Annotated in this window: 28 protein-coding genes; 19 read left to right on the top strand and 9 right to left on the bottom strand. The window is 69.1% G+C overall.

Going from position 1 to position 24,967, the window contains the following annotated elements; translation table 11 throughout:
* Window positions 1-14 precede the first annotated feature (14 nt).
* From ACIREO_RS22800 to ACIREO_RS22785, 4 genes are all read left to right on the top strand, one after another.
* Window positions 15-2,021, top strand: coding sequence for a protein kinase (locus tag ACIREO_RS22800; RefSeq protein ID WP_404113151.1), 2,007 nt, complete (start codon window positions 15-17; stop codon window positions 2,019-2,021).
* A gap of 152 nt (window positions 2,022-2,173) precedes the next feature.
* On the top strand, window positions 2,174-2,464 hold the full coding sequence (locus ACIREO_RS22795; protein ID WP_404113150.1) for a helix-turn-helix domain-containing protein: 291 nt from the start codon (window positions 2,174-2,176) through the stop codon (window positions 2,462-2,464).
* Window positions 2,461-3,480 (top strand): hypothetical protein, encoded by a 1,020-nt coding sequence (locus ACIREO_RS22790; protein WP_404113148.1) that lies wholly within the window; start codon window positions 2,461-2,463, stop codon window positions 3,478-3,480. Before ACIREO_RS22795 ends, ACIREO_RS22790 begins: the two co-directional genes overlap by 4 nt.
* 240 nt (window positions 3,481-3,720) lie before the next feature.
* Window positions 3,721-4,314 (top strand): hypothetical protein, encoded by a 594-nt coding sequence (locus ACIREO_RS22785; RefSeq protein ID WP_404113146.1) that lies wholly within the window; start codon window positions 3,721-3,723, stop codon window positions 4,312-4,314.
* 65 nt (window positions 4,315-4,379) lie between these two features.
* On the opposite strand, the gene ACIREO_RS22780 is transcribed toward ACIREO_RS22785, so the two are convergent.
* The 3 genes from ACIREO_RS22780 to ACIREO_RS22770 all read right to left on the bottom strand — a co-directional run bounded on the left by ACIREO_RS22780 (window position 4,380) and on the right by ACIREO_RS22770 (window position 6,682).
* A complete protein-coding gene (locus ACIREO_RS22780) occupies window positions 4,380-4,667 on the bottom strand; it encodes a hypothetical protein (RefSeq protein ID WP_404113144.1) in 288 nt (95 codons plus the stop codon).
* Between the two features lie 95 nt (window positions 4,668-4,762).
* A complete protein-coding gene (locus ACIREO_RS22775) occupies window positions 4,763-6,469 on the bottom strand; it encodes a hypothetical protein (RefSeq protein WP_404113142.1) in 1,707 nt (568 codons plus the stop codon).
* A 9-nt stretch (window positions 6,470-6,478) separates the two neighbouring features.
* Entirely contained in the window at window positions 6,479-6,682 is a 204-nt protein-coding gene (locus ACIREO_RS22770) for a hypothetical protein (protein WP_404113140.1), read from the bottom strand.
* A 181-nt stretch (window positions 6,683-6,863) separates the two neighbouring features.
* Between ACIREO_RS22770 and ACIREO_RS22765 the strand changes: the two genes are divergently transcribed.
* The 4 genes from ACIREO_RS22765 (at window position 6,864) to ACIREO_RS22750 (ending at window position 10,771) form a co-directional block, all read left to right on the top strand.
* The gene (locus ACIREO_RS22765) at window positions 6,864-7,772 is read left to right on the top strand and encodes a PhzF family phenazine biosynthesis protein (protein ID WP_404113138.1); all 909 of its coding nucleotides are present in this window, start codon (window positions 6,864-6,866) and stop codon (window positions 7,770-7,772) included.
* Between the two features lie 16 nt (window positions 7,773-7,788).
* On the top strand, window positions 7,789-8,514 hold the full coding sequence (locus ACIREO_RS22760) for a hypothetical protein (protein WP_404113136.1): 726 nt from the start codon (window positions 7,789-7,791) through the stop codon (window positions 8,512-8,514).
* A 35-nt stretch (window positions 8,515-8,549) separates the two neighbouring features.
* Entirely contained in the window at window positions 8,550-9,695 is a 1,146-nt protein-coding gene (locus ACIREO_RS22755) for a hypothetical protein (protein WP_404113134.1), read from the top strand.
* A gap of 239 nt (window positions 9,696-9,934) precedes the next feature.
* Complete coding sequence (locus ACIREO_RS22750; protein ID WP_404113132.1) at window positions 9,935-10,771, top strand: hypothetical protein; 837 nt, start codon at window positions 9,935-9,937, stop codon at window positions 10,769-10,771.
* A 19-nt stretch (window positions 10,772-10,790) separates the two neighbouring features.
* On the opposite strand, the gene ACIREO_RS22745 is transcribed toward ACIREO_RS22750, so the two are convergent.
* Entirely contained in the window at window positions 10,791-11,234 is a 444-nt protein-coding gene (locus ACIREO_RS22745) for a hypothetical protein (RefSeq protein ID WP_404113130.1), read from the bottom strand.
* An 88-nt stretch (window positions 11,235-11,322) separates the two neighbouring features.
* A complete protein-coding gene (locus tag ACIREO_RS22740; protein ID WP_404113129.1) occupies window positions 11,323-11,604 on the bottom strand; it encodes a hypothetical protein in 282 nt (93 codons plus the stop codon).
* A 279-nt stretch (window positions 11,605-11,883) separates the two neighbouring features.
* On the opposite strand from ACIREO_RS22740, the gene ACIREO_RS22735 reads away from it, so the two are divergent.
* Window positions 11,884-12,162 carry a hypothetical protein gene (locus ACIREO_RS22735; RefSeq protein WP_404113127.1) on the top strand — a complete coding sequence of 93 codons (279 nt, stop codon included), beginning with the start codon at window positions 11,884-11,886 and terminating at the stop codon, window positions 12,160-12,162.
* Window positions 12,163-12,250: 88 nt separating this feature from the next.
* Here ACIREO_RS22735 and ACIREO_RS22730 read toward each other — a convergent pair whose 3' ends face one another.
* Complete coding sequence (locus ACIREO_RS22730) at window positions 12,251-12,877, bottom strand: 2'-5' RNA ligase family protein (RefSeq protein ID WP_404113125.1); 627 nt, start codon at window positions 12,875-12,877, stop codon at window positions 12,251-12,253.
* Window positions 12,878-12,977: 100 nt separating this feature from the next.
* Here ACIREO_RS22730 and ACIREO_RS22725 point away from each other — a divergent pair, with 100 nt between their 5' ends.
* Window positions 12,978-14,432, top strand: a complete 1,455-nt coding sequence (locus ACIREO_RS22725; RefSeq protein WP_404113123.1) for a hypothetical protein — start codon at window positions 12,978-12,980, stop codon at window positions 14,430-14,432.
* Between the two features lie 9 nt (window positions 14,433-14,441).
* Here the strand turns inward: ACIREO_RS22725 and ACIREO_RS22720 are convergent, their stop codons facing one another.
* Window positions 14,442-14,963, bottom strand: a complete 522-nt coding sequence (locus ACIREO_RS22720) for an NUDIX hydrolase (RefSeq protein WP_404113121.1) — start codon at window positions 14,961-14,963, stop codon at window positions 14,442-14,444.
* A gap of 217 nt (window positions 14,964-15,180) precedes the next feature.
* On the opposite strand from ACIREO_RS22720, the gene amcB reads away from it, so the two are divergent.
* From amcB to ACIREO_RS22695, 5 genes are all read left to right on the top strand, one after another.
* Window positions 15,181-16,332 carry a cyclophane-forming radical SAM peptide maturase AmcB gene (gene amcB, locus ACIREO_RS22715; protein ID WP_404113119.1) on the top strand — a complete coding sequence of 384 codons (1,152 nt, stop codon included), beginning with the start codon at window positions 15,181-15,183 and terminating at the stop codon, window positions 16,330-16,332.
* Entirely contained in the window at window positions 16,329-16,517 is a 189-nt protein-coding gene (amcA, locus tag ACIREO_RS22710) for a multiple cyclophane-containing RiPP AmcA (RefSeq protein WP_404113118.1), read from the top strand. The genes amcB and amcA overlap by 4 nt, the downstream gene beginning before the upstream one ends.
* 78 nt (window positions 16,518-16,595) lie before the next feature.
* Window positions 16,596-17,282, top strand: a complete 687-nt coding sequence (locus ACIREO_RS22705; RefSeq protein ID WP_404113116.1) for a pentapeptide repeat-containing protein — start codon at window positions 16,596-16,598, stop codon at window positions 17,280-17,282.
* A gap of 22 nt (window positions 17,283-17,304) precedes the next feature.
* Entirely contained in the window at window positions 17,305-18,039 is a 735-nt protein-coding gene (locus tag ACIREO_RS22700) for a hypothetical protein (RefSeq protein WP_404113114.1), read from the top strand.
* Window positions 18,040-18,083: 44 nt separating this feature from the next.
* Window positions 18,084-18,593, top strand: a complete 510-nt coding sequence (locus ACIREO_RS22695) for a hypothetical protein (protein WP_404113113.1) — start codon at window positions 18,084-18,086, stop codon at window positions 18,591-18,593.
* A gap of 63 nt (window positions 18,594-18,656) precedes the next feature.
* On the opposite strand, the gene ACIREO_RS22690 is transcribed toward ACIREO_RS22695, so the two are convergent.
* A complete protein-coding gene (locus tag ACIREO_RS22690) occupies window positions 18,657-18,839 on the bottom strand; it encodes a hypothetical protein (protein WP_404113111.1) in 183 nt (60 codons plus the stop codon).
* A 31-nt stretch (window positions 18,840-18,870) separates the two neighbouring features.
* Between ACIREO_RS22690 and ACIREO_RS22685 the strand changes: the two genes are divergently transcribed.
* Together ACIREO_RS22685 and ACIREO_RS22680 are read left to right on the top strand one after the other, a co-directional pair.
* Window positions 18,871-20,037, top strand: coding sequence for an NUDIX hydrolase (locus tag ACIREO_RS22685; protein ID WP_404113109.1), 1,167 nt, complete (start codon window positions 18,871-18,873; stop codon window positions 20,035-20,037).
* Between the two features lie 85 nt (window positions 20,038-20,122).
* On the top strand, window positions 20,123-20,986 hold the full coding sequence (locus ACIREO_RS22680; RefSeq protein WP_404113107.1) for a hypothetical protein: 864 nt from the start codon (window positions 20,123-20,125) through the stop codon (window positions 20,984-20,986).
* A gap of 266 nt (window positions 20,987-21,252) precedes the next feature.
* Here ACIREO_RS22680 and ACIREO_RS22675 read toward each other — a convergent pair whose 3' ends face one another.
* Window positions 21,253-22,224 (bottom strand): hypothetical protein, encoded by a 972-nt coding sequence (locus ACIREO_RS22675; RefSeq protein ID WP_404113105.1) that lies wholly within the window; start codon window positions 22,222-22,224, stop codon window positions 21,253-21,255.
* Between the two features lie 691 nt (window positions 22,225-22,915).
* Between ACIREO_RS22675 and ACIREO_RS22670 the strand changes: the two genes are divergently transcribed.
* Both ACIREO_RS22670 and ACIREO_RS22665 read left to right on the top strand, forming a co-directional pair.
* Window positions 22,916-23,884: a TauD/TfdA dioxygenase family protein gene (locus ACIREO_RS22670; protein ID WP_404113103.1), complete on the top strand. Its 969-nt coding sequence runs from the start codon at window positions 22,916-22,918 to the stop codon at window positions 23,882-23,884.
* Window positions 23,881-24,861, top strand: coding sequence for a TauD/TfdA dioxygenase family protein (locus ACIREO_RS22665; RefSeq protein ID WP_404113101.1), 981 nt, complete (start codon window positions 23,881-23,883; stop codon window positions 24,859-24,861). The genes ACIREO_RS22670 and ACIREO_RS22665 overlap by 4 nt, the downstream gene beginning before the upstream one ends.
* Window positions 24,862-24,967: the final 106 nt, after the last annotated feature.

Genomic DNA, 24,967 nt, shown 5'->3' with positions numbered 1-24,967 from the left:
CGAGAAGGACGACGATGAATGACGATGTGACGCGAATGCTCGGCAGGCGGTACCGCCTGCCCGCAGAGAGCCAGCCGGAGATAGCCGATGCGCCCGTCGTGCACGGTGTGGACACGCTCACCGGGCACGAGGTGAAACTGACCCGCGTCGTCCTCCCCGAAACGCTCACCACCGACCAGTTGGTGCACGCACCTGCTGCTTCGCCAGACGGCCCGCAGGCGGAAGAACCCACACGCACCGCATGCGAGGCGGTGCGTACCCTCACGCGTCTGCCCGACCATCCTCATCTCGCCCAGGTCTTCGACGTGCTGATCGAGGACGAGATGCTGTGGATCGTCAGCGAGCGCGTCGGCACGCGCCCGCTGTCGGCCCTGCTCACCCGTACGCCGCTGACGCCGTTCCGGTCCGCCGAGATCGCGCGGGAGATCCTGCTTGCGCTCCGGCACTTGCACGTGCGCGGCTGGCTCCACCGCAACATCACGGCGGACACCGTGTTCATCGGCGACGACGGCAGCGTCCTCATTGACGGCCTCGCGCAGAGCGTCGCCGAGGAGGCGCTGTGCGGTTACCGACCCCGGCCGCTCCCCCACCCTCGCGGCGACGAGACCACTCGCCGCTCCTCCCTCGACCGGCCAGAAACCTCCTCCGCGCCCGGGCTTCAAGCGCAGTTGCCCTGGCCGGGGCGACTGCCGACGGGGTTCACGCACGCGCGCGGCGGTGGCGGGTCGGCCGCCCTGCGCGCCGACGCCCAGCGCCAGACAGCCGCCCTCCCCTCCCGCCCTGCCGGTCACCCGGCCACGTCCGGCCCGGACCACGTCGGACCGCCAACTGCTCTCGGCGACGAGCCGGACGACTTTCCCGGTCCGACCTCGGCGCTCGAGGCGCGCCGGGCGCGCGACGCGCGGATCGTGCGGATCGGCGCCGTCACCGAGCGGTGGGCGCCCGAGCAGGCCGCGCCCGTCACCGAAACGTGGCAGCTCGCGCCGCCGGTCGGGCCGGGTGTCGACCTGTGGGCGCTCGGCGTCCTGCTCTTCCGCGCGCTCCAAGGCCACCCGCCCTACCCGGAGGAGGACGTCGACGAACTCGTCACCATAGTGTGCGCGGACCCGCCCGCCTTCGCCGAGGACTGCGGGCAGATGCGCGCCGTCATCGAGTCGCTACTGCGGCAGGACCCCGCGCAGCGGCTGTCCATCATCGAGGCCGAGGCCCGGTTGGTCTCCCTGCTGCGCGACGCTCGTGAGCCCGCGCCGCCGAGCGAGCCGGCCGATCCGCCAGCCGGGCGGCTGCCGGTGCTGCGCTTCCGCGGCCACCTGGTCCGCCTCCGACCCGCCGGGCCAGTAACCGTGCGGCAGGGGCGACACCGTCGGGCACGGGCGACCCCTCGCCTGCGCGGACGCACCCTCCTCACCGCCACCGCACTCCCCCTGGCCCTGGGCACGACGCTCTACGCAGTGCTCACCCTGTCCCGCACAGGCCAAGCTGATACCCCGAACTCCCAGGCCACGACCCCGCCTGCCTCGACACACCACACAGATCCACCCACCCCCTCAGGCCAGTCGTCCGCCGGCGCGACCCGCCACGACCGGACTGGCTTCCAGATCACCGTCGACGCCGGGTGGAAACGCCACCCCGAGCCCTCCCGGTCCCGCGTCCGCTTCACCCGCGACGGCCTCACCCTGATCGTCATACCCGGCCGCGACAGCGCTGACGACTACCCGGACCCGCTCGACTACCAGAAGACCGAGCCGGAACTCGCCACCTACCGGGCCGATCCCGACGGCACCGCCAAGGGCGTGCGACGCATCGAGATCGGAGCGGACCAGTCTCTCGCCGAGGGCCACTACACGTACACAGACGCCACCGGCGCCCTGCTCTACGCCTGCAACCAGGCTGCCATCATCAACGGCCGCTACCACGTCATCTACGTCCAGGGCCCGGCCGCACAGCATGAGCGCGTCAGCGAAGTCTTCAACCAGGCGATCACCACATACCGGTCAAGGTCTGCAATCTCGGGAGGGTAGACCGCCTCACAGGCCGTCGACACACCTGCCGAGTGACTCACTCGGGCACACAGCACTACTCACAGGCGAGTTGCTCGGCGCGGTCACTGATTTCCGAGCATCTGACCAGCACTTTTGACATACCAATAGTGGTATGACATAACTTTTTTGGTATGGACGACATCCGCCATCACGCGACCGCGCCCCCCAGCCTCGAACCTGAATTCGAGCCGCTTACAGAACGCGACCTGGCCTATCTCGTCGCCCAAGCCGTTGCAGACCGGCGGAACGAACTCGGCTGGTCCCAAGGCGAACTGGGAGTCCGGACAGGCATGAAGCAGCCGCACATCTCCCGGCTCGAAAGCGCCAACAAGCTCCCCAGCCTCACCACGCTGCTCCGCATCGCCAACGCGATGGGCGTCAAGTTGAACGTCACTCTTGAAAAGGATCAGAAAACGCTGTGAACGGGATCTACTTCGCCTCAACCAACCGCTTCGTCACGTGGCTCGCATGCCGCGGGCTGTTCCTCATCGCGTTACTGGCACCAGCGGCCTCCGTCATGACCCAACTCAACGACAAGCACTGGCTGTTCAGCGTGGGCGCGTGGGGACTCCTGGGAGTGATCCTGATCCTCGTGCTCTTCCACGTCGGAGGACACGGCATCGAGCCCACCTGTCCGCGCGCAACGAAGACCGCCGACGTCCTGAATAAACGCCGCTACAGGCTCGTCCTCGCCTACGCGCGCCTGTGGCCCCTGGCCGTCGGTGTTCTCGTGCTCTTCGCCATCGCCACCCCTCTGCTCCTGCCGTACAGGGGAGACCAGCCCAACGACGCGATCTCGCTCAGCGCCACCGCCAGGACCGCAGGCGTCACGTGGATCGGCCTCAGCCTCCTGGCCGCCTACCTCTTCAAGGCCCGGCACGCCGAATTCCTCCCACCCCGAGAACCCTCCGCGCGCTCACTGCGCCTCGCCCAGCGCCTGCGCCTGATCTGCCACCGCAGCCACTGGATCGTCGTCGGCGCCATCGTCACCATGGTCTGCGCGGTCGTCTTCGTCCCGGAGCACGGCCCCTGGAGCACCATCACCAGCTTCGCGCTCTTCCTGGTCCTGGCGGCCTTCATCGCGGACGGCCGGCACAGCAGCACCCTGTGCGAGCCGTGCGTCGCCGAGTTCCGGGTCGACGCCCCCGAGTACGCGGCTACGAAGAGCTGGCTCTTCAGCGTGGAGCACAAGGGCCGGCGGTTCTACCGCATCGCCGTACTCGTGGCCGTCGCGGTCCAGCTGTCCTTCAGCGGTACGCCCGTCTCCCTGACGACCACCATCGCCGTCAACGCCCTTCTCGTGGCGCAGACGTTCGTCAACCGTTTCCACCGGATGTACAACCCCTGGTGCCCGTACTGCCACCCGGGTAACGGCGGACACGAAGAAACACAGGTCCCCGACCCCACCGGCGGCCATGGCCGGCCCGTGCCAGCCTAAAAGCGATGGCGCCACTGACCGTGGCACAGCCCCGTGGAGCACAGGGCCTTGGAGCTGTTGCCAATGTCCCCGGGCCCCCTCGACTTCCAGAGGACAGGGCCGCAACTCGCCGCCTACCGCCGGTGATCTCCATGCCGCCTGGACATCGGCTACGAGTCGATGGCGCCTTGTAGTGGTGGAGCCGAAGTACCCGGTTGTCGCTGTGCGACAGGCCCCCAGCGATTACGGAATGCTGTCCTTATGCGGGATCTTGAGCGACAACTTGTGGACGTGGCGGAGCTCCTGGACGACGTCGGGCCGCTGCCACCGCTGGCCATTACCTTCGCCCGCGATCGAGAGGAGGGCCCATACGTTATTATCGCCACCCCCCATCAACTGCCGCTGGCCGACCAACGGTTGGCGGTAGATCAGATCGCGGCCCGGGTGCAAGCGGTGCCCAAGGTCAGTGAAGTCCTGACCGGCCGCTACGGCGCCTCGGCCCGCGGGCGATGGGCGGATACCGTCGTCGTCGCCGTCACCAACGCGGCCCCCCAGCTCCCCGGAATGCCTGCCCTTCCAGAGCGTACGACGACCACCCGGGAGACAGCAGACACACTGAGGTCGCTGACCGCGTGGGCCAAGAAGACCGAATCCAACATGGACGAACTCGTGGTCACCGACCACAGCCGGTCCCACACCGTGCACGTGATCGTCGAAGACGATCACGCCGCGCAAGGCGTGCTGGAGGGCTTGGTACCCGACACGGACTCCCGCGTGCACCGGCCGGGTCGTCGGTATCGGGCGCTGCTGCCCACCGGCCACTCGTTGTCCGTCAGCGTCGATCACATCCGGTAGCGACACGGGCTACCGGTCACGCTGGCAGGCGTCGCGATCTGGCCGCCGGCGTTGGCGACGTCGAATCAGCCGTCTGTCCCTGGCAGGACGATGTGGCCGACCAGTTCGTACCACTGCTCGATCGTCACGACGAGTGTCTGCTCCCGGTGCGAGGACATGCGCAGGAAAACCTCTTCACCGCCGGGCATAGGAGCGAACTCGACGTGGTCCTCGTCCCGCGTTCCCAGCGGGTAGTACCAGTCGAGGCCGCCGGCGTCCTTCACGGTGGCGACGGTGCGGACCTCCACGGCTGCGGCCAGCGCCTCCAAGGCAGCTTTCGGGATCTGCAGTTCCGCCTTCTCAGGCTCAGGCATTTCCGTCACGATGAGCACTTCCGCTCCGGGCGCCGTTCCCGACGCTTCAGGGCCGCAACAGGCGCTGTGTCCCGCCTCGCTGTGAGGGCTTCGTCTCAGTGCGCCGTCGGCGTCCTGGTCAGGAGCCAGAGCGTCGTTTCGGAGAGCACGTTCGGCTCCGGTGGCCACGGGGCCGGCAGTTTTCGTCCGGTCAGCGCTCCGGCATCCTTCAGCTCGGCTCCAGGCATGCAGATTCCGGCGAGCAGTCCGGTGAAGAGACCTAGGGCGTAGGCGTGTTCGGCGTACAGGGCCTCTTCGGTGGGACGGGGTTCCGTGCCGTTCTGGACCGCGGCGTAGTCGTAGTACGCCTGCGTGATCTTCACCGCGTCGAGGAGGTCGTTCCCGGTGAGGAACAGGGTGAGTTTGGTGATGTCCTCGAGCATGCGGGTGGGCTCGCCGTAGTTGGAGATGAGCACGAGTTCGGCGTCTGCGGTGTCGCGTTCGCCGACTTCGTCGAGGTAGGCGAGCAGCAGGTGCACGGTGCCGCTGTCGTCGATGACCAGGCCCAGGCCGGGGGCAGGCATCGTCTCGGTCAGGTCTGCGGGAACGCGGTCGCTGGCCGTGGCCTGCAGCGGGAGTGTGGTCAGGACGCTGTGGCGCCCTCCGCTGCGCCAGGCCCCGAGCGCGGCGATCCGGGGCCCGTCCCACGAGGCCTGGCCGACCGGCGCGTCGTACATCTTCATGAGCCACCCGGATACGCGGACGCTCGGCATCCAGCACCATGGCTGCCACTGCGAGCTGTTCTGCGCGCGCAGTTCTTCCAGGCCTTCGAAGATACCGGGGTACCGCTGGGTGACCTGCATCTCCAGGCGGTGCCAGTGGTCGGCCGCTTCCCGGTAGATATGAGCGGGCCGCCGGTGGCCGGCTTCGAGCTGGTGATCGAGCGTCGCGTCGAACACCCCGTGATCGGCTCTCTTCGGGGTGGCGGCGAGCTCCGGCGAAGGTTCGAAGATCTCGCCGTCGCTCACCTCGCCTATTTTCTGCGCGGCGCGCTCGGTGATGCTCCGGCGTGTGGTGTCGGTTCCGCGGCTGGTGGCGACCTGGACGCCGCGCTTCTTCGCCTTCTGCCCCTTCAGCGCCTGCGTGACGGTGGCCTGTGGCCGTTCCTCGCGCAGCGTGGTGACGGCCGCGGTGAGGGCGTACCAGGCGGCCACCACGCTGCGCAGCGGGACCGCCGAGTAGATCAGCCCGGAGGACAGCTGCTGCAGGTGCAGGCGGGTGTCGAAGAGCGGGAGGAAGGACAGGTGGAGGTCAAAGTCCGGAAAGATCGGGATCAGACGGCCCCGGGCGGCGGCGTCCCGCTCCTGCTCGTCCTCTCGCATCGGTGCCCACCAGGTCAGATGCACCCCTGGGGAGAAGCCATCCATGGGCGGCCCCCAGGTGACCGCGACCACCGGATCCCCCGAGGGGAGATGCGTCAGCGGCTCGTCGGCGGAGAAGGCGAGCATGCCCGACGGTGCGGGCAGCACATCCGGGGTGAACGGGAGGGCGATCGACTGGTCTTGGCCTACTTCGCGCGCTGCTCGTACGAGGGCGGCGTCCATCGCGAATGTCGTGCCGTCCGCGACCCGCGTGCCCTCTGCGGCAAGCAGCCCCTCGATCTGACGAGAGCGGGGCAGGGCCGACCACGCGGCCGGCATCACGAATGTGTGCCCCTGGTCGACGAGCATGCCCCAGAACTCGCGGCTCACCGGGGCACGCAGGAAGGCGAGCGTCTTGGACCGCAGGGCGGCGGCCAGGTCAGCAAGGGGATGCGCAGGCATACCGCAACCCTAGACGGCACCTTCGCGCCCGCGAAACCTGTCCCGGGGCGGCGGGCGGCCCTGCTGCCGCGCAGTGCCCGGAATGTCCACGGCCACCGCGATCCGGACGGTCCTGGCCAGCCGTTCGCCGATGATGGAGATCACCGGCGCCTCGGTGAACAGTCCGATAGCGTGGGGGACTTCATTGCACGGGATCACGATCGTCCGCTGCACGGAAGTGGTCCCATGGCTTGCCGGAATGCGGTAGCGCGGCGTGCCGACGCCTTCCGCCTTCGCTCTACCGGGCCGTCAGCATCCGCACCCTCCGGGTGCCGCCACTGGGCCCCGGCTCGTGTCCACCAGATGGGGCGGGAGTGCGACGGCTCGCGCTTCTCGACCCGAACAGGGGCTTCTTGTGCGCTACGACCTCGCCGACGTGTTCACTGATACTCCGCTGGGGGGCAACCAGCTCGCCGTGTTCACCGAGCTCACGGCGGTGGACGCCACCGCGATGCAGGCCATCGCCCTGGAGATGAACCTGTCCGAGACCGTCTTCCTGCGCCCCGCCGAGGCGGGTGGCGACGTCAGGGCAAAGCTGTACTCCACGGTCTGCGAGGTGGACTTCGCGGGCCACCCGCTGCTCGGCACGGCCGCGGTCCTGGCCCAGCACCTGGTCGCCGACGAGGCCACGCTGCACGTCGAGACGAACGTCGGCATCGTGCCGGTCATCACCCGCCGCCTCAGCGAGGACCGCTACACCGCATGGATGCGCCAGCCCCTCCCGAAGATCTCACCCGTCCCGGACAAACAGGCCGCCCACCTCCTCGCCGTGCTCGGCCTTGAACAGAGTCTGCTGCCGGTCACCCTGTACGACGCCGGGATCCCGCACTTGTACGTGATCGCCGACTCCCCCGAGGCCGTGCGCGCCATCGTCCCCGACTTCCCCGCCCTGGGCCGCGCCGCCGGTGAGAGCCGAGCCCGCATCAACGTCTTCGCCCTTACCGGCCCCACCACCGCGGTCACCCGCATGTTCTCCCCCTACGACCGCGTCCCCGAGGATCCCGCGTGCGGATCGGCGGCCGGCCCGCTCGCCGCGCACCTCGTACGTCACCGGCTCCTGGCCTCCGGCGTCCAGCTCACCCTCAGCCAGGGCGAGGCCGTAAACCGGCCATCCACCTTGTACGCCCAGGCGGTGGCCGACCAAGATGACATCCAGTCGATCGATGTCGGCGGCGGAGTCTGTCTCATCGGCTCCGGTCGCCTGCGTCTTCCCGGCCCCGGTGGCAGCGCCGCCAGGCCGGCCGATCGCACCGCAACTGCGTAACGAGGGGGAGCACTACGTGGGCAAGGGCAAGCGGCTGCGGGCGCAGCGTGTGAAGGACCAGTCCGCACGGCGGGAACGGGAGCTGGCCCCGGAGCCGTCCCGGCCGGTGTCGACGGACGACATGGGCGGCGGACGGATGTCCTCGTACACCCGCCGGGAGATCGGCAAGCAGGTGTACGCGTGGATGATCATCCTGTCGTATCTGGAGGGCGCGCTGGACGGCGCGGACGGCCTGCCCGAGAATCTGTTCGGCCCGCAGAAGCCGGACGAGAGCGACGAGGACTACGCTGCGCGGATCGAGACGGATCGCCTTCTGGTGGAGACCCAGGCCATGGCCGGCAGCCCGGCGGAGCAGGTGGCCGAAGTCCTCTCCAGCTGGGTACCGCGCTCCCTGGTTCCCTGCGTCGTCGACCACCTCTCCGCCGAAGGCCTGCGACACCTGGACACCGCGATCCCGGATCCCGACCAGTGGCAGGCCGGCGCCCGGCCCCTCCTCGGGATCCTGTGCCCGCCGAAGCACTGGGAGGCCGCGCTCGACCAGCTCGAAGCGCTCGCCACCAGCCGCCTCAAGATCCACGACGTCATCGCCGAGCACCTGACCGGCCAGCCCGTGGCCACCGTGCACGCGGCAGCGGCACTGGTCACCTGGCTGTACGGGCGCCCGGACATCGTCGCCGACCCGGCAGCAGCCCGCCTCGAACTCGCGGAACGAGCGGGTAAGTTCGGGGAGTTCGTCTTCTAGGCACGCGCACCGTCCCGACCAGCAGGAGCCAGCCCATGCCCCCTCGCTCTCCGGCCCCCGAACCGTGGGACGAGGCCGTACGGCGCGCCACCGACGCCACCGCGGCCGACCGGCCCGGCGGGATGGACGAGCAGTGCTGGGACGACGTGGCGATGCGCTCCATCGTCGCCACAGTCCTCTACGCCCTGCACCTGCGCGAGCGCCAGCCGGTCGACGCGATCGGCTGGCCGTCGGTGCTGTGGCAACTGCGCGACGACGTACGGGTCACCGAGCTGGTCACCACCGTCCTGCCCCGCGCCGGACACGACCTGGCCCGCACCGCGACGCCCGGCGACCCGGTGACCGAGTGCTGGCGGTGGCTGACCCGGACCTGGGACCCGAACGCCCCCGTGAAGTCCGCCTTCCTCCAGCCCGCCCTCTCGCACAGTTCCCGGGACGGATGGGTGCCGGACGCACCGGAACCCCGGTGGGGCGGCATGAGCCGGGGCATCGGCAACGGCCTGCCCGACCCCGCCCTGGAGGTCTGCACCCACTGGGCGGCGGGCGTCGTCCAACGGCAGATGATCACCGATCGCCAAGGGCACCACACTCACGAGCGGCTCAAGGTCACCGCCGGGGCGTTCACCGGGCGCCGCGGGTACGTACGGGACGTCGGCTGGTACTTCGATGACAAGAGCGAGACGGTCGACGGGCCGGCCGTGTACGTGGTCGACCTCGACGACGTTGAAGGAACCGAGGACATCGACGCCGACCAGGTGGAGGCGTGCGCCGATCTGCGCTGGCCGCGCCGCCCCGAAGGAACGCTCAAGGACGGCCCTCCCCGGGGGTGGAACGATCCGCTCCCGCCGGCTAAGACCTGCGAGGAGAACCTCCGGGAGCTCCTCGACCGGGCCAGCAATCCCGAGGTCGTGCCGGAACAGCTGCGCCGCGCGGTCGCCAGCGCCCACCGCCACTTCCATCTCGAGCTGGACTGGCAGGCCAGCCCCGACCCGCAGCGGTTCACCTGGCGGGTCCTGCATCACTGGTACCAGCTGACCGAGCAATACGCGGACGACCAACGAGCCGACGTATATGAGGTCGTCGTCACCCGTCGCCTCCACGATGACGAACCCACCCACCACCTCGCCCTCAGCGAGGACGACCTGCCCGGCCTGATCGCGCGGTGCACCACCGGGGAGTGAGCCGACCGGCCTCCCGGTCGTACGCCCGTGGGTTACGTTGGGCGCGGCGCAGGTCATGCACGCGCCGAGACCGCCGTGCGCCGCGCCCACGCCGCACCGCCCGGCACAGGGTCGAAGGCTCGCCGGATACGGTCCGGCACCCGGACCGGTGTCCGGCGAGGGCCCATGATGCTTCGCTCTGACCAGACACGGACTTCAGGGCGGGATGGCGTGGGCACCCCGCCCGCTGGGAGCCGGTCATGACCAAGCGCGGGAGCAACGACCGCAAGGCCAAAGCACGGCGCATCGCCAAGGAACGCGGCGTCCGGGTCACCGAGGCGCACGGCCTCCTGTTCCAGGCCAGGAACCGAAACGACCCCCCGCCCTCCGATGCGCCGGCCGGGGAACCCGCTGTCGTCGGCGAAGAGGGGCACGAGCTGCGGGTCCACCGCACCGCCGCCGACGGCACGGTGGAAGTCCTTGACGGTGACGCCGCCTCCCACGCGGTGTGGTGGGACAGCACCGGCGCCCTGACGGCCGGATGCGGGTGCGGCTGGGTCAACCCCTACGCCGGGCCTCGCTTTCCGGACCTGCCTGCGCCCTACGGCGTGGAGCCCAGCGAGCAGAAGCACTGGCGGTGGTACCAGCTGGTGGCCTGGGCCGAGCACGCCGGCGACGCTGAAGGGGAGCCGCCGTCGGCCGAGTTCGTCCAGGACCCCAGCGTTACGGTCAACGACGTGACCCGCCAGGTGATCTTCGACCTGCGGCTGCTCCTGCACCACGCCCAGGACGACCGCGAGTCCGTGGCCGCCGCCTATGAGGCGATGGAGACCCTTCTGCGGACCGCGCGGATTCGCTTCGTTCACGAGCGAGCGCGGGGCGCCGGCCGGCGGACGGACGTTGGACAGCCGGATCAGGACGAACCCTCGGTGTCCGAGGAGATCCCGGTGAGCCTCGACGTCCTTCTCCGGCGTACCGATTCTGGACGGAACGGCGGGCACTGGGAACTGCTCGCCGTCGAGTTCGCCGCTGCGGAACTGCGCCGCCTGGTGCTGCACGAAAGCGAGCACCCCGCGGTCGGTGTCGAACGTTCCTGATGCCCCGGCGTGATGACGGTCAGGTCGTGGCGAGCAGAAGACGATCGGAGAAGTCCCGCCCGGTGACGGCCGCCAGCTGCGGACCCAGAACGGCGAGCCGCTCGGCCAGCACACCGGCGCGCTCCCGGGCCGTCTCGTAGCGGGCCCATGCCCGAACGCGGGCCGGGACGGGGAACTCGCGGTCCATGGCGAGGACGGTGTCGTCGGCGCCCGGCCGCGCCTGCTCGGCGCAGTAGGCCGCCCAGCTCTCGTGGAGCAGGGACACATCCCGGCAGGCGCGGCTCGCCTCGAAGGCCGGGCGGGTCAGCGCATGGTTGGGGCCGAGGACGTTCAGCAGTGCGGTGAGCGCCTCCTCGATGTGGACGCTGTGCTCGACGGTCGCGCCGACGATGCGGTCCGCCTCATTGGCGCCCGCGCTGGGGGTGCGGGTGGCGAGCGTCAGCTGGACCCGCCACGCAGCCACGCGGACCTGCTCCTCGTACATCCTCGTCCTGCGCCCCTTCACGGTCCACCGCACCTGTGGGCCCTCCCCTATGCTGCCTCGCTGATCGCTACGGCCACTCTGCCAGCCCGGTCGGTGTCGTACCAGGGGCCGCCGACTTCCGGCCGGTGTCCGCGACGGACCTGGCAGACTTCCGCGCCATGCGGAAGAACATCATCAGGGCCGCCGTGGGTGCGCTGGCCGTGGTCGCTGCCGTGTTGTGCTGGGCGGTCGGCCCGGTGAAGACCGGACTGGCCCTCGGCGGCGTGGCTACGGCCACGTTGGCCGCGGCGAACATCCGGCACGCCCGGCGGCGGGACGACGTCGGGCCGGGACGACGCAGCGGCTCCACCGGACCGGTGGAGCTGGCTCATACCCGGGCTGGAGGATGCGTCCACCCCGGCGGAGATCACCGCGTGCATGGAGCAGGCCCGCTTCGCCACTGTGTGGGATGCCGCCCGGACGTGGGCCGGGGGTCTGGTGCTGTGGCACGTCACCGCCTACCCGTCCGCGTGGACCGCGCGCGCCCACGACGCCTCCGCCTATGGAGCCTGGGCCGGCGACCTGATCGCCGCGTCGATCGTGGACACCGCACGCGAGTACGGCCTGGACGCTCGGGGACCGCCCGATCGTGCTGCCGGCGCCGCTCGATGCCCTGATGGAAGAGCTGATCGCAAGCCGGCGCGGCCACCCGCTCGTGGATGAGCCAGGGACCTGGCTCATCCACGAGCGGGTTCCCGGGAAGCCGCTCAGCCTCAGCAGAGATCAGTTGGTCCTCCGGCTGCGGGCATTGGGCGTCAACCCGCGCCAGGACCGAGCTACCGCCCTGTTCACGCTGGCCGCTCAGGTTCCGGCGGCGATCCTCGCGCGCATGCTGGGCATCCACCGTGCGGTAGCCGTGCAGTGGTAACAGGCCAGCGGCGGGGACTGGGCAGCGTACGCGGCCGACGTCGCCGCCCGGCCGGTTCGCACGCGCCCGGCGGACTGAACTGCGAACCTCAGCTGCCGCCGAGCGGGATCGTCGCGACGTGGTCCCACGTGATCGTCTTGGCCTGGGTGTCCGAGGTGACGTCCACGAGGTGAACGGCGTCCACCCGCATCGGGGCGTGTCCCGGGCGTACTTCGTTGCGGAGCTTCCTCTGGACCTGGTCGGAGTCGCATTCCTCGGCGGCGTATCCGAGCGTGAGGTGCGGGACCTTGGTGGGGTAGCCCGTCGCGTTGGACCCGCGCACCGTCTGGATCGCGGCGCGGACGGTGGTGTGGAGGCCTTTGAGGGGCCCGTCGGGATGGACGTCGGCGATCACTCCGGTCGCGTACGACATGAGCGAGCCGATCATGACGTCGAACGGCTCGACGTTCGCGAGCTCCTTCCCCAGCTCTGCGACCAGAGCGTCGCGTTCAGTCGCCGAGATGTTCGCTCCCACGCGGTCAGTGATCTGGTCGACGGTGATATGCAGCCAGGGAAGCGCGACCGGCGTGATCGGGAAGTCCTTCAGCACGTCGTGCGCGCGCGTGACGAGCGCGGTCAGCTCTCGATCTTGATCCTGCGGGGTGATGTACACGTGAAGCAGGGTCTCGCCCTCTGGCCACACGTCCTGGGCATGCTGGAAAACGAACGGCTTCATGACCATGCACCGTATCGCTCCGGCCCTGAACGCGCGTGCACAGTCGGTCAGTTGGGTACAGAACGACCGGGCGGCCCGTGTTCGGTGGCGGAGGCGAATCGTGAAGAGTGCGCATGCAGGGCTGGCGGCGTTCGAGACCAGAGCGGGCGAGGCGGCTCGGACCTTGCTACACAACCAGGGGTACGACGGCGGCTGGGGCCTCACTCTGACCTCGGTGTCCTCGATCGTGAACACCAGCGAGGTGCTGCCGATCCTGCGGACCGCCGGCCTCGCCGGACAGCCGGTCCGCCAGGCGCTCGACTTCCTGACCGGCGCGATCCCGGAGCACTGCCAGCCTCGCCACAAGGGCGGACGGGGCGAGCACACCCGGTTCATCGCGTTCGGCCTCGCCGGGCTCTTGTCCCACCCGCGCTTCTTCCACCATGGCGGTGTGGCGGAGACCGCGGCCTGGTGCGTCGGCTGGCTGGAAGAACACCAGGTCGACCATGGGTGGCCCGAGGTGCTCGGGCTCGATGACACCTCGCTGCATCAGACGGCCCTGGTGGTGCACGGGCTCGCCCACCTGCGAGATGCCCTCCACGACTTCGGCCCGGGGCTCATGCTGCCCGGCGGGGTGGAGACCAACAGCCTGCTGGAGCGCGTGGAGCCCCTGATCAACCACGGCGTGCACGGCCTGCTCTACCACCGCCGCCCCAGCGGGGCGTGGGGGTGGCGAACCTATATCGACACGGACCCGAGTCCCAGCAAGACCGCGCTGTGCCTGCTCGCGCTGTCGTCCGTATCCGCTGGCATCGGGCCCGCCGGCGAGCCCGCGTACCGCGATGAACCGCGGGAGACGGGAGGGGTGCACGGCCCGGTGCAGCACAAGCAACTGTCCGACGTCGTTGCCGAGGCCGGGCAGTGGCTGCTGCACAACCACCACCGCTGGGAGACGTTCGTCGAGGACGACAAGGACGTACAGGGCACCGCATGGGAGCACATGGCGTACGCGCTATGCGCCCAGGCCGCCATCCGGGCCGGCGCCGGTCCGCGCGATCCCCGGCTCGCCAAGGCGTGGAAGTTGATGAACGACTTGTGGGACCCGGAGGCCGGACTGTGGAACGAGCCGGGTGCCTCGGGCAAACGCGCCACCATCCGGGCCGCGTACTACACGGTGTCGGCCTACGACGAATCAATGCACCGCCTGGCCCGGATGAGCCTCACCGACAGCACCTCAGAAGTGGTGAGCGAGGCGTCAGCCGAGATGGTCATCGCCCATGTCGCACTCGGTCCCGGCCGAACGGTCATCATCGGCGCGCGCGACAGCGAAGGAAGCGTGACGTGTGAGCTCTCGGAGCGCCTGTTCGACGTGGTGAGGGCCGTGCACGACGCCGCCGAAGCAGGGCTGGCGACCGACCGGATCGCGGCAGCTCTCTACGTCGCCCCGTCCTCGGTGCCCAAGTACGTCCAGCGCCTCAACCAGGCCATCTCTGCGGCCTTCGGCGGTGCCCCGGCCCGCCTGTTACTGGCCAGCACGGTGGACGGAGCCAGCGGGTATCGCCTCGCGGGACGGTAGGCCGCCCGCCTACGAGGTAGCGCGCTCCGCCACCACCGGGTAGTTCAACAGGGCGAACCGCGCCAGGGAGCGGACCTGGTCGAAGGTCTTGAGGGTGTCGAGGTCCTCCAGGGCGAACCATGCCGCCCCGTGCACCTCTTCGAGGTCGGCCACCACGGCCTGCTCGCGGGTGCCCGGTTGCCGCTGAACGTAGAAGAACTGGACCAGTGCGGGGGTGGGGAAACCTTCGCGTTCGATGTCCACGTAGAACGGCACCGGCTCGGGGGTGGCGTTGTGGTCGGCCGGGTGGATGGCGGGCTGGCTGGAGATCGCCTCGACCAGCAGGCCGGTCTCCTCCTTGAACTCGCGCACCGCGGTGCCGGCGAAGGACTCGCCGGGCTCAATGTGACCGCCCGGGGGAACCCACTTGTCGAAGCGGTTGTGGTGCACGAGCAGGACCTTCCCGCGCTCCACGAGGTAGCCCGAGCAGCAGTACACCAACCCGACGTCGCGGGTGGTCTGGCCGTCTTGGATCAGAATCGAGCGAGGCACATCCGCCACGATAGCCCACCGTACTGGGCCCCGAACTCCCGTGCGATAGCGGCGGCTTCGAGCCGTGTCATCACCCCATCGATGACATGTCATCGGCAATGACAACGCGATGTCATCGGGTACACGTCGCGGCGGGACGGAAAGTGGTCGCATCCCGACCCGCGGCCCTTTCGGCCCGCGGTCGGCGATGCCCCTGTCCGCCAAAAAGAGGATCCCGATGCGCCCTCGCCCGCCCTCGTGGCGCGCCCGATACCAGCAGCGGTTCGCGAGCCCGCAGACTGTGGTGATCCAGCCCACGACCTGGTGCAATCTGGACTGCCGGTACTGCTATCTGCCGTTTCGCAAGCTCAAGCACCAGATGCCGCCGGAAGTGGCCGAGGTCCTGGCGCAGCAGGTGGCCGAGCTCGAGGACACGGGCAATCCGATCGGTGTCGTCTGGCACGCCGGTGAGGCGCTTGCCGTCGGCCAGCAGAAGTTCGCGGCCCTGCTCGACCCGTTCGAGGAACTGCGTCACGCGGGCCGGGTCCACCACTATGTGCAGACCAACGCGACGCTGATCACCGATACGTGGTGCCACCTGCTGTCCGCGTACGACGTCCACCTCGGGGTGAGCATCGACGGCCCGGCCGCGTTGAACGCTGAGCGTGTCGATCTTCGCGGCAAGCCGGCCTTCGACCGGATCCTGCGCGGCATCACACAGCTGCGCGAGAACGGCATCCCCTTCTCCGTCATCTCCGTGGTCGGCACCCTGGGCATCGCGATGCCGGAGGAACTGATGGAGTTCCTGACCACCTTGGGAGCCCACTCCGTGGGCTTCAACATCGAGGAGATCGAGGGGATCAACACCGACCGGCAGCCGCCCACCGCAGTCCAGGCCGAGGAGTTCTGGAGCCGCATCATTACCTGGTCCCGGAAGCACCCTGGCGCGCCGGCAGTCCGGGAAGTCGATCGCCTCGCCGGGTATCTCCAGCTGATCCGCTCCGGCCGGAGAGCCGAGTGGGACCGGCGCCTCCTGGACCCGATCCCCACCGTCTCCTGGAAGGGCGACGTGGTCCTGCTCTCCCCGGAACTCGCGGACACCACGGCGCCCGAGTACGGCGACTTCGCGGCCGGTAACATCCTCGGCCGGCCCTTGACCGAGATCCTCCGCGACGCTCACCGACTGCGCTACGTACGCGAGTTCCTCACCGGCCTGGACCGCTGCCAGACCGAATGCGAATTCTTCGACTTCTGCCGCGGAGCGCAGGCCGCCAACCGCTACTTCGAGAACGGCAGCCTGAAGTCCACCGAGACCAACTACTGCCGGGTCTCCCGGCAGGCCCTGGTCACGGCCCTGTCCACTCTCGCAACGAAGGAGACAGCTGTATGACGGTCCTGGACAGTCTCGCCACATCCGACACCCCCGTCGTGATGGAGTTGATTGCCCCGCACGACGCCCTGCCCCCGATGATCGTTGGAACACCGTGGGACAACCGGCCCACGTGGGACAACTGGGCGAAGAACCCGGCGCCCTTCGACAACCGCCCGACCTGGGACAACTGGAACAAGAAGTAGCCGCTCGGTGCTGCTGGCATCCCTCCCGGGGGTGCCAGCAGCACCCGGCGACCGAGACACCACGCTGAAGGGCTGTTGATGGACACCCGCACGATCCGCCGCACGAGCGTCACGCTCCCCGCCCTGAACGAGCCCGGCCTCTACCTCTCCAACGTCACCTCGCTGGAGGGCGGCCGAGGCCGTGTAGCGGAGTTCCACTACGCCGACGCAGATCTGCGCGACCTCGACCTCGCCGACACCCACCTGATGGACGGGCAGATCACCGGCCTCAAAGCCCAGCGCACCCGCTTCGACAAGCTCCGCGTCGACTCCGTGGAGTTCTCCGGCTGCGACCTGTCCTCCCTGCAGTGGACCGACAGCAAGATCTCCCGCGTCGTCTTCCGCGACTGCAAACTCATGGGTGCCACGCTCGAAGACGTCACCCTCGACAACGTCCTGTTCGAGAACTGCAAGCTCGACTACAGCACCCTCACCCGCGTCCGGGCCACCGGCCCCGTGATCTTCGCCAAGACCTCGCTGCGCGAGACCACCTTCACCGCTGCAGACCTGAGCGCCGCCCTGATCGACGACTGCGACCTGCGGCTGACCGAGTTCGACGGCGGGAAGTACCGCGGCCTCGACCTTCGGGGCAACGACCTTTCCCAGCTCCGTGGCCTCTCCTCGCTCAAGCAGATCGTCATCGACCAGGCCCAGACACTCCAACTCGCCGAGGCCCTCTCCGCCGAGCTGAACGTCACCTTCGGCGAAGACCTCGACGACAAGTAGCCCCGCACCCGGAGGTGTGACCATGGGCCCGCGACTCGTGTTCAACACGTTCGACGACATACGCGGCCGGTGCGACACCGCACCGGTCCGGCAAGTCGACGGCGGCGAGACCGGCTACGACAACAGCGCCCTCATCCCAAGTGGCGACTGGGTGCCTCTCACCCCCGCCGAGGCCGAGCGGCACCAGGCCGACGACTCGACCCCCGACATAGTCCGCATAGAGCTCGTCCACCGCCCACTGCCAGACCTCGACCCGGACGACCTGGCGGGTCACCTGGAGACCGCCACCCGGCTCGACCCCCTCCACGGCCGCTGGCCCACCGAACTCCTGGGCTGCACGGCCAGCCCCGGCAACCAGACCACCACCACCGAGGACTCCGCTACCGGGCGCCGGATCGGCCTGCACGTCGACAACTTCGACCGGCTGCCGTATGCCCGACGTCACCAGGGCCGACGGCGACTCTGCCTCAACCTCGGGCCAGGCCCGCGCTATCTGCTCGTCGGCGACCACGACGTACAGCAGATCTGCCGTGCCGTTCACACCGACGCCATGCTGGATCGGCACTACCCCCACACCGACGACGTACGCAGGTACGTCTCCCAAGAACACCCGCTGCGCTGCCTGCGCATCCGCCTCGAACCGGGCGACGGATACATCGCGCCGACCGAACTCCTGCCCCACGATGGCTCCACTGCCGGTTTCGACCAGCCCTCCGTCGCCGCCTTCTGGCTCGGCCGACCGGTGAACGCGTCATGACCGATCAGCCACGAGACCGAGCCCACGGAACAGGAGACCAGCACATGGACGCGATCGGCCCCCACCCCGCTCTCGACCCAGCCGTCGCCTGGCCCACGCTCGGCATGTGGGTTCGATGGGACGGCGGACGCCTCGACCTCGTGTCGCTGGCTCCCACGCGCGACGCCCAAGCAGATCAAGTCCTGCTGCCATGCGACCCAGAACTCCTGATACAGCTCGGGAAGATCTCCCTCGGCAGGAGCCGAGCCGGTCCGTACGCCGTGCGCCTGGTGCAAGAAGGTACGGACCATCGCGTGGTGCTCTGCCGACGAGGTTCCGAAGGTGCAATCCGGATCAGTGGAACCGGATCCTCGATGGCCGACCCTCTGTACGCAAAGACCCGCGCAGCCATGCTCGCGGCCGGCCGTGAGCACAGAGCCGAAGGGAACCAAGACGAGGCAGCGCAGTGGAGCGCGATGGCCCGGCAACTGCTGATGACCAAGCGGTTATCCCGCCGCGGACGCAGTATCCGAACGATCTCGGGCGGACTGCCGACGTTCGGCAAGCACGGATAGCTGAAGGGACAAACCGTGGCAATACTCCGAGCATTCCCGGACTTCCAATATCCGACGCTACCGTTAACCGACGAGGTCACCCTGGAGCACTATCACCAGATCCACCGCCGGCTGCGCCGCGTCCGCCCCAGCCACGCCCCCCCTGCGCGTCGACGCCGTCGAACTCGTCGACGTCGCCGCCGACGCTGCCGGGAAGACCATCACCTGGGAGACCGTGGCCGCGCCGATCCCGCTCGCGAGCGGCACCTGAGCAGCGGAAGGGAAGTACCGAGAGCCCGTGACCGCGCCCAGCGACGTGCAGCCCGTCTATGCCGGGGAGGAGCCGCCCGAGATCTACACGGCGAGCCTCTACCTGACCGGCGCCCCACTGGATCCGGAGTCGTCCCGACTGGCCCTCCACGAAGCGGCCCTCCAGTGGCGCCAGCCCGGCACCCTCGTCGTGTTCCTCTCCCACGCCCGCGGCGGCACCCTGCACCTGGACGCCGCGAGCCAGCTGGAATGGGACCGCACCCAGCGCGCCCGCGCCGACGAGATCATCCACTGGTACCCCCAGTCCGGCCTGGCCGCCGAGGGCTGGCCCGAAGGCGACCTGGACGACGGTCGATCCGTCCTCGGCTGCGCCGACGGCGCAGACCCCGCGGGCCGGCGTCTGCGCCTGCTCGCCGAGGATCTCAAGGTCCCCATCGCCGAGACCCTGCCCCAGGCCATCGCCCTGGCCCTGGAACGCATCGGCCCCGGCGCCCCTCGCGCCGCCGGACAGCGCGACGTACCACTCCTGCTGTGGCGAACCCCCTCCTTCCGCGCCTGGCTCGCCGCCCAGGAAGACGCCGGCAACACGCTTTTCGGCGGCCGGATCTCCTGGACCTTCCGCGTCGGCCCCCGCCAGTCCCACGTCCTGCTGTGGGCGTACGCCGCCCGCATCCACATCGCGGCCGAGGACCGCGTGAAGGACAACGAAGTCGTCCTGGGAAGGCCCGACCTCACCAGCGTCGTCGCCTACCGGCCCGCGCCCCGCTGGCAGGACACCGAGATCGTGCTCGTACGCGAGTTCCGCTCCCCCGCCCGCACCCCGGACGCCTACATCCGCGAAGTCCCCGGAGGATCCAGCGCCAAGCCCGGCGACCCCCGGCTCACGGCCGCGACGGAATTCACCGAGGAGACCGGCCTGCCCCTCTCCCCGGCCCGACTCCACCTCGTCGGCACCCGCCAGGCGGCCGGCACCCTGTCCGCCCACACCCAGACCGCGTACGCCGTCGAACTCAGCACACACGAACTTGAGCAACTGCGGGCCGACACCACCAGCCACGGCAACGTGGAAGAGACCGAGCACACTCACGTGGAAGTCGCCCAACTCGCCGACATCCTGTGCCCGGACAGTCCCCACGCCGTGGACTGGACAACGCTCGCCGTCATCCTCCAGGCCGTACAACCTCCGATGCGGTAGCCCAAGATCAGCAGTCCCGTCATCCACGGGATGCGGGGGCTGGCCGCTGATAGCGTCGGTGCCAGCCGAACAGGGGGCGGGAAACGTGAACGATCTGATGGACCAGCTTCCGCGACCGATCGCGGAGCGGATGGGCCGCATGAGCGGCATGGCCATGCGCGCCATCATCGCGCTGATCGATGAAGCGCCGGACACATTCGCAGCCCTGGTGGAGCGCATCGGCACCTGGGACGACGATCCCGGTCGAACTCCGTACTCGATGCCCCGCTACGAGTTCGCCACCAAGGAGGTCGCACGGATCGTCAACGACGCCTTCACCGCCATCGAGGAGCGAGGCCCCCTGCCCAACGAGGCGGTGACGGAGGGCGCTCGTGGCATCGTCGAACGGCTCACGCCCGAGGAGTTCCGCACGGAGGCACTCGCCAAGCTCGCCGCGTTCCCCCCGGGCACGGAACCGATGGACCTCTCCGGCGGCGAGGACGGAGGCGCCGTGAGCTTCGTCATCTCAGCGGCAGCAGCTGCCTGGCTGTGCGGCGGGGCCGGCGGACGCATGGCGACGCTGGAGAACATCCGGCTGATGCTGCTCCAGCAGGCCCGTCAGGCGGAGAGCGTCGCCACCGGCGCCCCTGAATGCGAACAGGTCAACAAGATCACCGACGCCGACGCCCTCGCTTTGCTCGCCGACCTGTATGACGAGGACTACGTCCGCCTCATTCCCGGACCGCGTCAGCGCGGACCGTGGGAGTGGGACATGCTCGCCGTCCTCAAGGCTCACCTCCTGGAGACGCCGGCGGACGCGACCACCCCCGAGCAGCGCCAGGCCCTCAAGAACAAGCTGCTCACGGTGCTTCAGGCTGCTGCGGCCACGCAGGTGAGAGCGGCGAAGCCCTCGGTCCGCCCCGTAGGCAAGCGGGTCCAGCCCAAGCGGAAGCCGAAGCGCAAGCGATAGCTGACGGCGCGCGCGGTGTCCCCGGGAAGCGGAGTGGGGACCTCGCCATCGCCATCACGGGCCATCGGGCAGCTTTTCCTCGCTCGCATCGAGCGCTGCTGTCGACCACACCTCGCGGTCAGGGAAGTCGAGCGGCTTCGCCGGAGCACGGTTCACCTTGGGGTCTCGTCCAGGGATATACGGAGGCAACCCAGGAGCCTGCATCGTTGGTAGAACGCCAAGGTGTCGTGGTTACGCAAGCCGGTTCCAGCACGACAACAAGCCCATCAGGCGGTCAGAAGGCGCACTTCTTCGCTGAGCGCTGTGACGTCGGGGTGCGATGGGTGATCAATACGGAGCTTCCGGTTCAGCTGCTTCGCACGTCCCCGGACTGACTGAACAAGGCGTCCGGCCCCCAAGGCTTCACGAGCAGTTTGCACCGCCGCTTCGGGTTCGCCGAGTGCGGAGTAGGCAAGGGCTAAGTCGAGTTGGGCGATGGACAGACGAGTGGGAGCGGTCATGGGACCGCGGATGCCTCGATAGCAATCGATGGCCTCCAGGGCGGCCTTGCGGGCACGGTCGTGATCACCCAGCCATCCGTAGGACGACGCGTCGTACGAGACGATTCGAACTCCGTCGACGGCGAAGAGTCCCGTGCCGTGCAGGGGAACGGCCCCCTGATACTGGTGGGCCTTCGCTGCCGCTTCGGCGAATCCGTCACGGTCACCGAGTTTCGCGTGTACACGCGCTAGCTGCGACGTCAGGCGAATCGCGACGTCGCTCTTGTGCGGGGCCGCGCTCAGGCCCCGAGTGGCGGCAGCGAGAGCGTCAATGGGGCGGTCGTCATATAGGGCGTCGGTGCAGCGAACATCTTCCGCCCACGCAGCCACTTCGAGGCTGCCGGCCTGCTTGCCCTGTTCCCAGGCGTCGTCGCAGTAGGCCGCGACCATGTCGGACTGTCCGCGGTCGTGGGATATCCAGGCCAGGATGACACTGAGCATCCCCGCGTGCCTCGACAGCTCCCGGCCCTCTTGGACCGTGTGGCGGCGTTCGTGCTGTAAGTGGTAGGCGCGATGCCGCTCCTCACCTGCCCGTGCCCGGAGTTGCTCGGGCGGTTTCACCGAGTACAGGGAGCTGAGTTCGTGGACCGTCACTTCCAGGTCGGCGATGTCGTCCGGCCCCAGCTCGGTAGCGGTCGCATGCTGGGTGTAGGCACGCGCGGTATCGACGGCAGTCGTGAGGGGCGACAGGGCTGTCACGCCGAAGGCAGCAAGGGCGGTGCGTCGCTTCGTAGGATCACCTTCTAGACCGGGCACCCGCAGAAGCGGGGGCTGTGGGTTCTCGCAGCAGGAGCAGCTGTCCAGTCCAATGTCAGCTGCACGCAGGGGTATTGCAAGACCCAGCCGGCGGGTTAGGAGCCTCGCCAGGTAGAGCGGTAAGGGGTGCGGAGGCGTCTCGCTGCTGTTGATCCAGTGCGAGACCCGGGTGCGGTGCGGTGGCCTTACATCCGTGCGGCCGTCTGCCTCGGCTTCTTCTACTACGCCGTCCGCTATCTCCTGGTGCGTCATTCGCGAGCGCTGGACCACCTCTTTCAGGCGCACATTGGGCGTTCGCTCCCTCTTCCCGGTGTGTCTGCGCGATTCGGTCACATCGATCCCTGCCGCGTCGGTGAAGCCAGGAAGACGCAATTTACTCCGCCCTGCCGGGGGCGTCCGGCATAGCGAACAACCGCTACAAGCCGCTACTTGAAGTGCGCAGAGCCGCTACAGGCCGCTACCGCCATCCCTCTGGCGGCGCTACGTGAGCGTGCGGTGGGCTCTTGGGGTCCTCGCCGTTTGGCGATACGGACGACCTCGGGCTCGCTGGCTGCGCTGCCAGCACAGTTCCGAGGTTCCCCTCAGCCCGACTGAGAACGGATGGTGATCTCTCGTGAAGGCACCTGGAGGCGTCTTGCCCAGGTTGTCCGTCGAACCGCTCGCGGGTCATATCGGCGCGCGCATCACCGGAGTTGATCTCCGGACGATGGACGAGGAGACGCGGGCGGAGGTCTGGGCAGCGGTGCTGGCCCACAAGGTCGTGTTCTTCCCCCAGCAGGAGCTCGACCACGCGGACCATGTGGCCCTTGGGCGGCGCTTCGGTGACCTGTCCCGCCGCCCGGCGCCGCACTCCGGGGCGGCACCGGAGGGATTCCCGGAGATCCTGACGGTCGACTCCCAGGAGAGGGATCCCCGGTATGGGGTCGACTTCGAGGAGCACTACCGCGGACGGTGGCTGAGCTACACCGACGGGTGGCACACCGACCTGACGCCGGCGCTCAACCCGCCCGCCGCGTCGATCCTGCGTGCCGAGCGCATTACGTCCTTCGGGGGCGACACCCAGTGGACGGACCTGGAGGCGGCCTACGCCCACCTCTCGCCGCAACTGCGCACGCTGGCCGACTCGCTGCGAGCAGAACACGCGTTCTTCGCCGGCTGCCAGATGCTCCCGCACGATCCGATGGACGCGGAGGTACTGGCTCTGGCGCAGGCCCACCCGCTGGTGTCAGAGCACCCCGTCGTACGGGTCCACCCGGAGACCGGACGCCGGTCCCTGTTCGTCAATCCGGCATCGACCAACCGGATCATGGGGTTCACCCCGACCCAGAGCAAGGCCCTGCTCCAGCTGTTCTTCGAACAGATCACACGGCCTGAGTTCACCGTCCGGTGGAGCTGGTCGCCCGGTGACGTGGCGTTCTGGGACAACCGGTCGACCGCGCACCTGGGGCCGGGCGATGCGGGAGTGGCCGGCGAGCGGCGCACGCTGTACCGCGTCACGCTCCTGGGCGACATTCCCGTCGGCCCGGACGGCCGGCAGTCCACGCCGATTGCCGGTAACCCCTTCTACGCCCTGCCCACGCGTGAGACTGGAGCGCACTCATGACGACAGCCACGCATTCGCTGACGGTGTCCCGGGTCGCGGGGCACATCGGGGCCACCGTGAGCGGTGTGGACCTGGCACAGGATCTGCCGGAGTCGACCATCGCGGAGATCCGGGCAGCGCTGCTGGAGCACAAGGTGCTGTTCTTCCGCGGCCAGGAGGGACTTGATCACGCACGGCAGGTGGCCTTCGGCTCCCGGTTCGGAGAACTGACGGGACGCGCCCGGCCGCAGAGCGGCGGCGCGCTCGATGCGTTCCCGCAGATCCTGACGATCTCCCCGCAGATCGACATCGACGCCTACGGGGTCGACTACGAGAAGCACTACCGCTCCCGGCTACACCACGGCATCGGTGCCTGGCACGGCGACATGACCCACACGGTGAACCCGCCCGCCGGCGCCGTGCTGCGTGCCGACACCCTGCCCTCCCGGGGCGGCGACACCCAGTGGACGAACCTGGAGGCCGCCTACCAGGGGCTGCCCGCTGAGCTCCAGGTGTTCCTGGACGGTCTGCGGGCGGAGCACACCTTCTTCGCCGCGTACGACATGAGCCCGTACGACGAGATCGACAAGCAGGTCATGGACCGGGTCAACGCCAGCCCCCAGGTGGCTGTCCACCCGGTGGTGCGGGTCCACCCGGAGACGGGACGCAAAGCGCTCTTCGTCAGCCCGGCCAGGGTGCGACGGATCCTCGGGCTGTCGCCGATGGAGAGCCGCCACCTGCTGGAGCTGCTGACCCGCGAGGTGACCCGGCCCGAGTACACCGTCCGCTTCACCTGGGAGCCCGGCAGCGTCGCCTTCTGGGACAACCGGTGCACCGCCCACATCGGCGTCGGGGATGTCGACGCGGTCGGCGAGCCGCGGGTGATGTACCGGGTCACGCTCCTGGGTGACCGGCCGGTGGGCCCCGGCGGATTCGTCTCCACGAAGACCGACGGCCAGGAACAGACCGCCTGCCCGGCCCCCGCCCAGGACCGCTGACACCTGCGCTGTCCGTGTCTGGGCGCCGGTGGATCTCGTAACAACGGGGTGGCCACCGGCGCCCGCCTTCTTCCTCTTTCCGATCACCCTCAGATCAGAGGTGAGT

The sequence above is a fragment of the Streptomyces sp. NPDC102441 genome, from assembly GCF_044765585.1.
In the GTDB taxonomy this organism is placed as follows: Bacteria; Actinomycetota; Actinomycetes; order Streptomycetales; family Streptomycetaceae; genus Streptomyces.
The sequence above is the reverse complement of the archived record's forward strand: the minus strand, read 5'-3'. Positions and strand labels throughout refer to the sequence as shown.

Bases quoted from the DNA above. Each gene is read 5' to 3' on its own strand.
- ACIREO_RS22800 (WP_404113151.1), top strand. From the start codon at position 15: ATGAATGACGATGTGACGCGAATGCTCGGCAGGCGGTACCGCCTGCCC.
- ACIREO_RS22795 (WP_404113150.1), top strand. From the start codon at position 2,174: ATGGACGACATCCGCCATCACGCGACCGCGCCCCCCAGCCTCGAACCT.
- ACIREO_RS22785 (WP_404113146.1), top strand. From the start codon at position 3,721: ATGCGGGATCTTGAGCGACAACTTGTGGACGTGGCGGAGCTCCTGGAC.
- ACIREO_RS22780 (WP_404113144.1), bottom strand. From the start codon at position 4,667: ATGCCTGAGCCTGAGAAGGCGGAACTGCAGATCCCGAAAGCTGCCTTG.
- ACIREO_RS22775 (WP_404113142.1), bottom strand. From the start codon at position 6,469: ATGCCTGCGCATCCCCTTGCTGACCTGGCCGCCGCCCTGCGGTCCAAG.
- ACIREO_RS22755 (WP_404113134.1), top strand. From the start codon at position 8,550: ATGCCCCCTCGCTCTCCGGCCCCCGAACCGTGGGACGAGGCCGTACGG.
- ACIREO_RS22750 (WP_404113132.1), top strand. From the start codon at position 9,935: ATGACCAAGCGCGGGAGCAACGACCGCAAGGCCAAAGCACGGCGCATC.
- ACIREO_RS22730 (WP_404113125.1), bottom strand. From the start codon at position 12,877: ATGAAGCCGTTCGTTTTCCAGCATGCCCAGGACGTGTGGCCAGAGGGC.
- amcB (WP_404113119.1), top strand. From the start codon at position 15,181: ATGCGCCCTCGCCCGCCCTCGTGGCGCGCCCGATACCAGCAGCGGTTC.
- amcA (WP_404113118.1), top strand. From the start codon at position 16,329: ATGACGGTCCTGGACAGTCTCGCCACATCCGACACCCCCGTCGTGATG.
- ACIREO_RS22705 (WP_404113116.1), top strand. From the start codon at position 16,596: ATGGACACCCGCACGATCCGCCGCACGAGCGTCACGCTCCCCGCCCTG.
- ACIREO_RS22700 (WP_404113114.1), top strand. From the start codon at position 17,305: ATGGGCCCGCGACTCGTGTTCAACACGTTCGACGACATACGCGGCCGG.
- ACIREO_RS22695 (WP_404113113.1), top strand. From the start codon at position 18,084: ATGGACGCGATCGGCCCCCACCCCGCTCTCGACCCAGCCGTCGCCTGG.
- ACIREO_RS22665 (WP_404113101.1), top strand. From the start codon at position 23,881: ATGACGACAGCCACGCATTCGCTGACGGTGTCCCGGGTCGCGGGGCAC.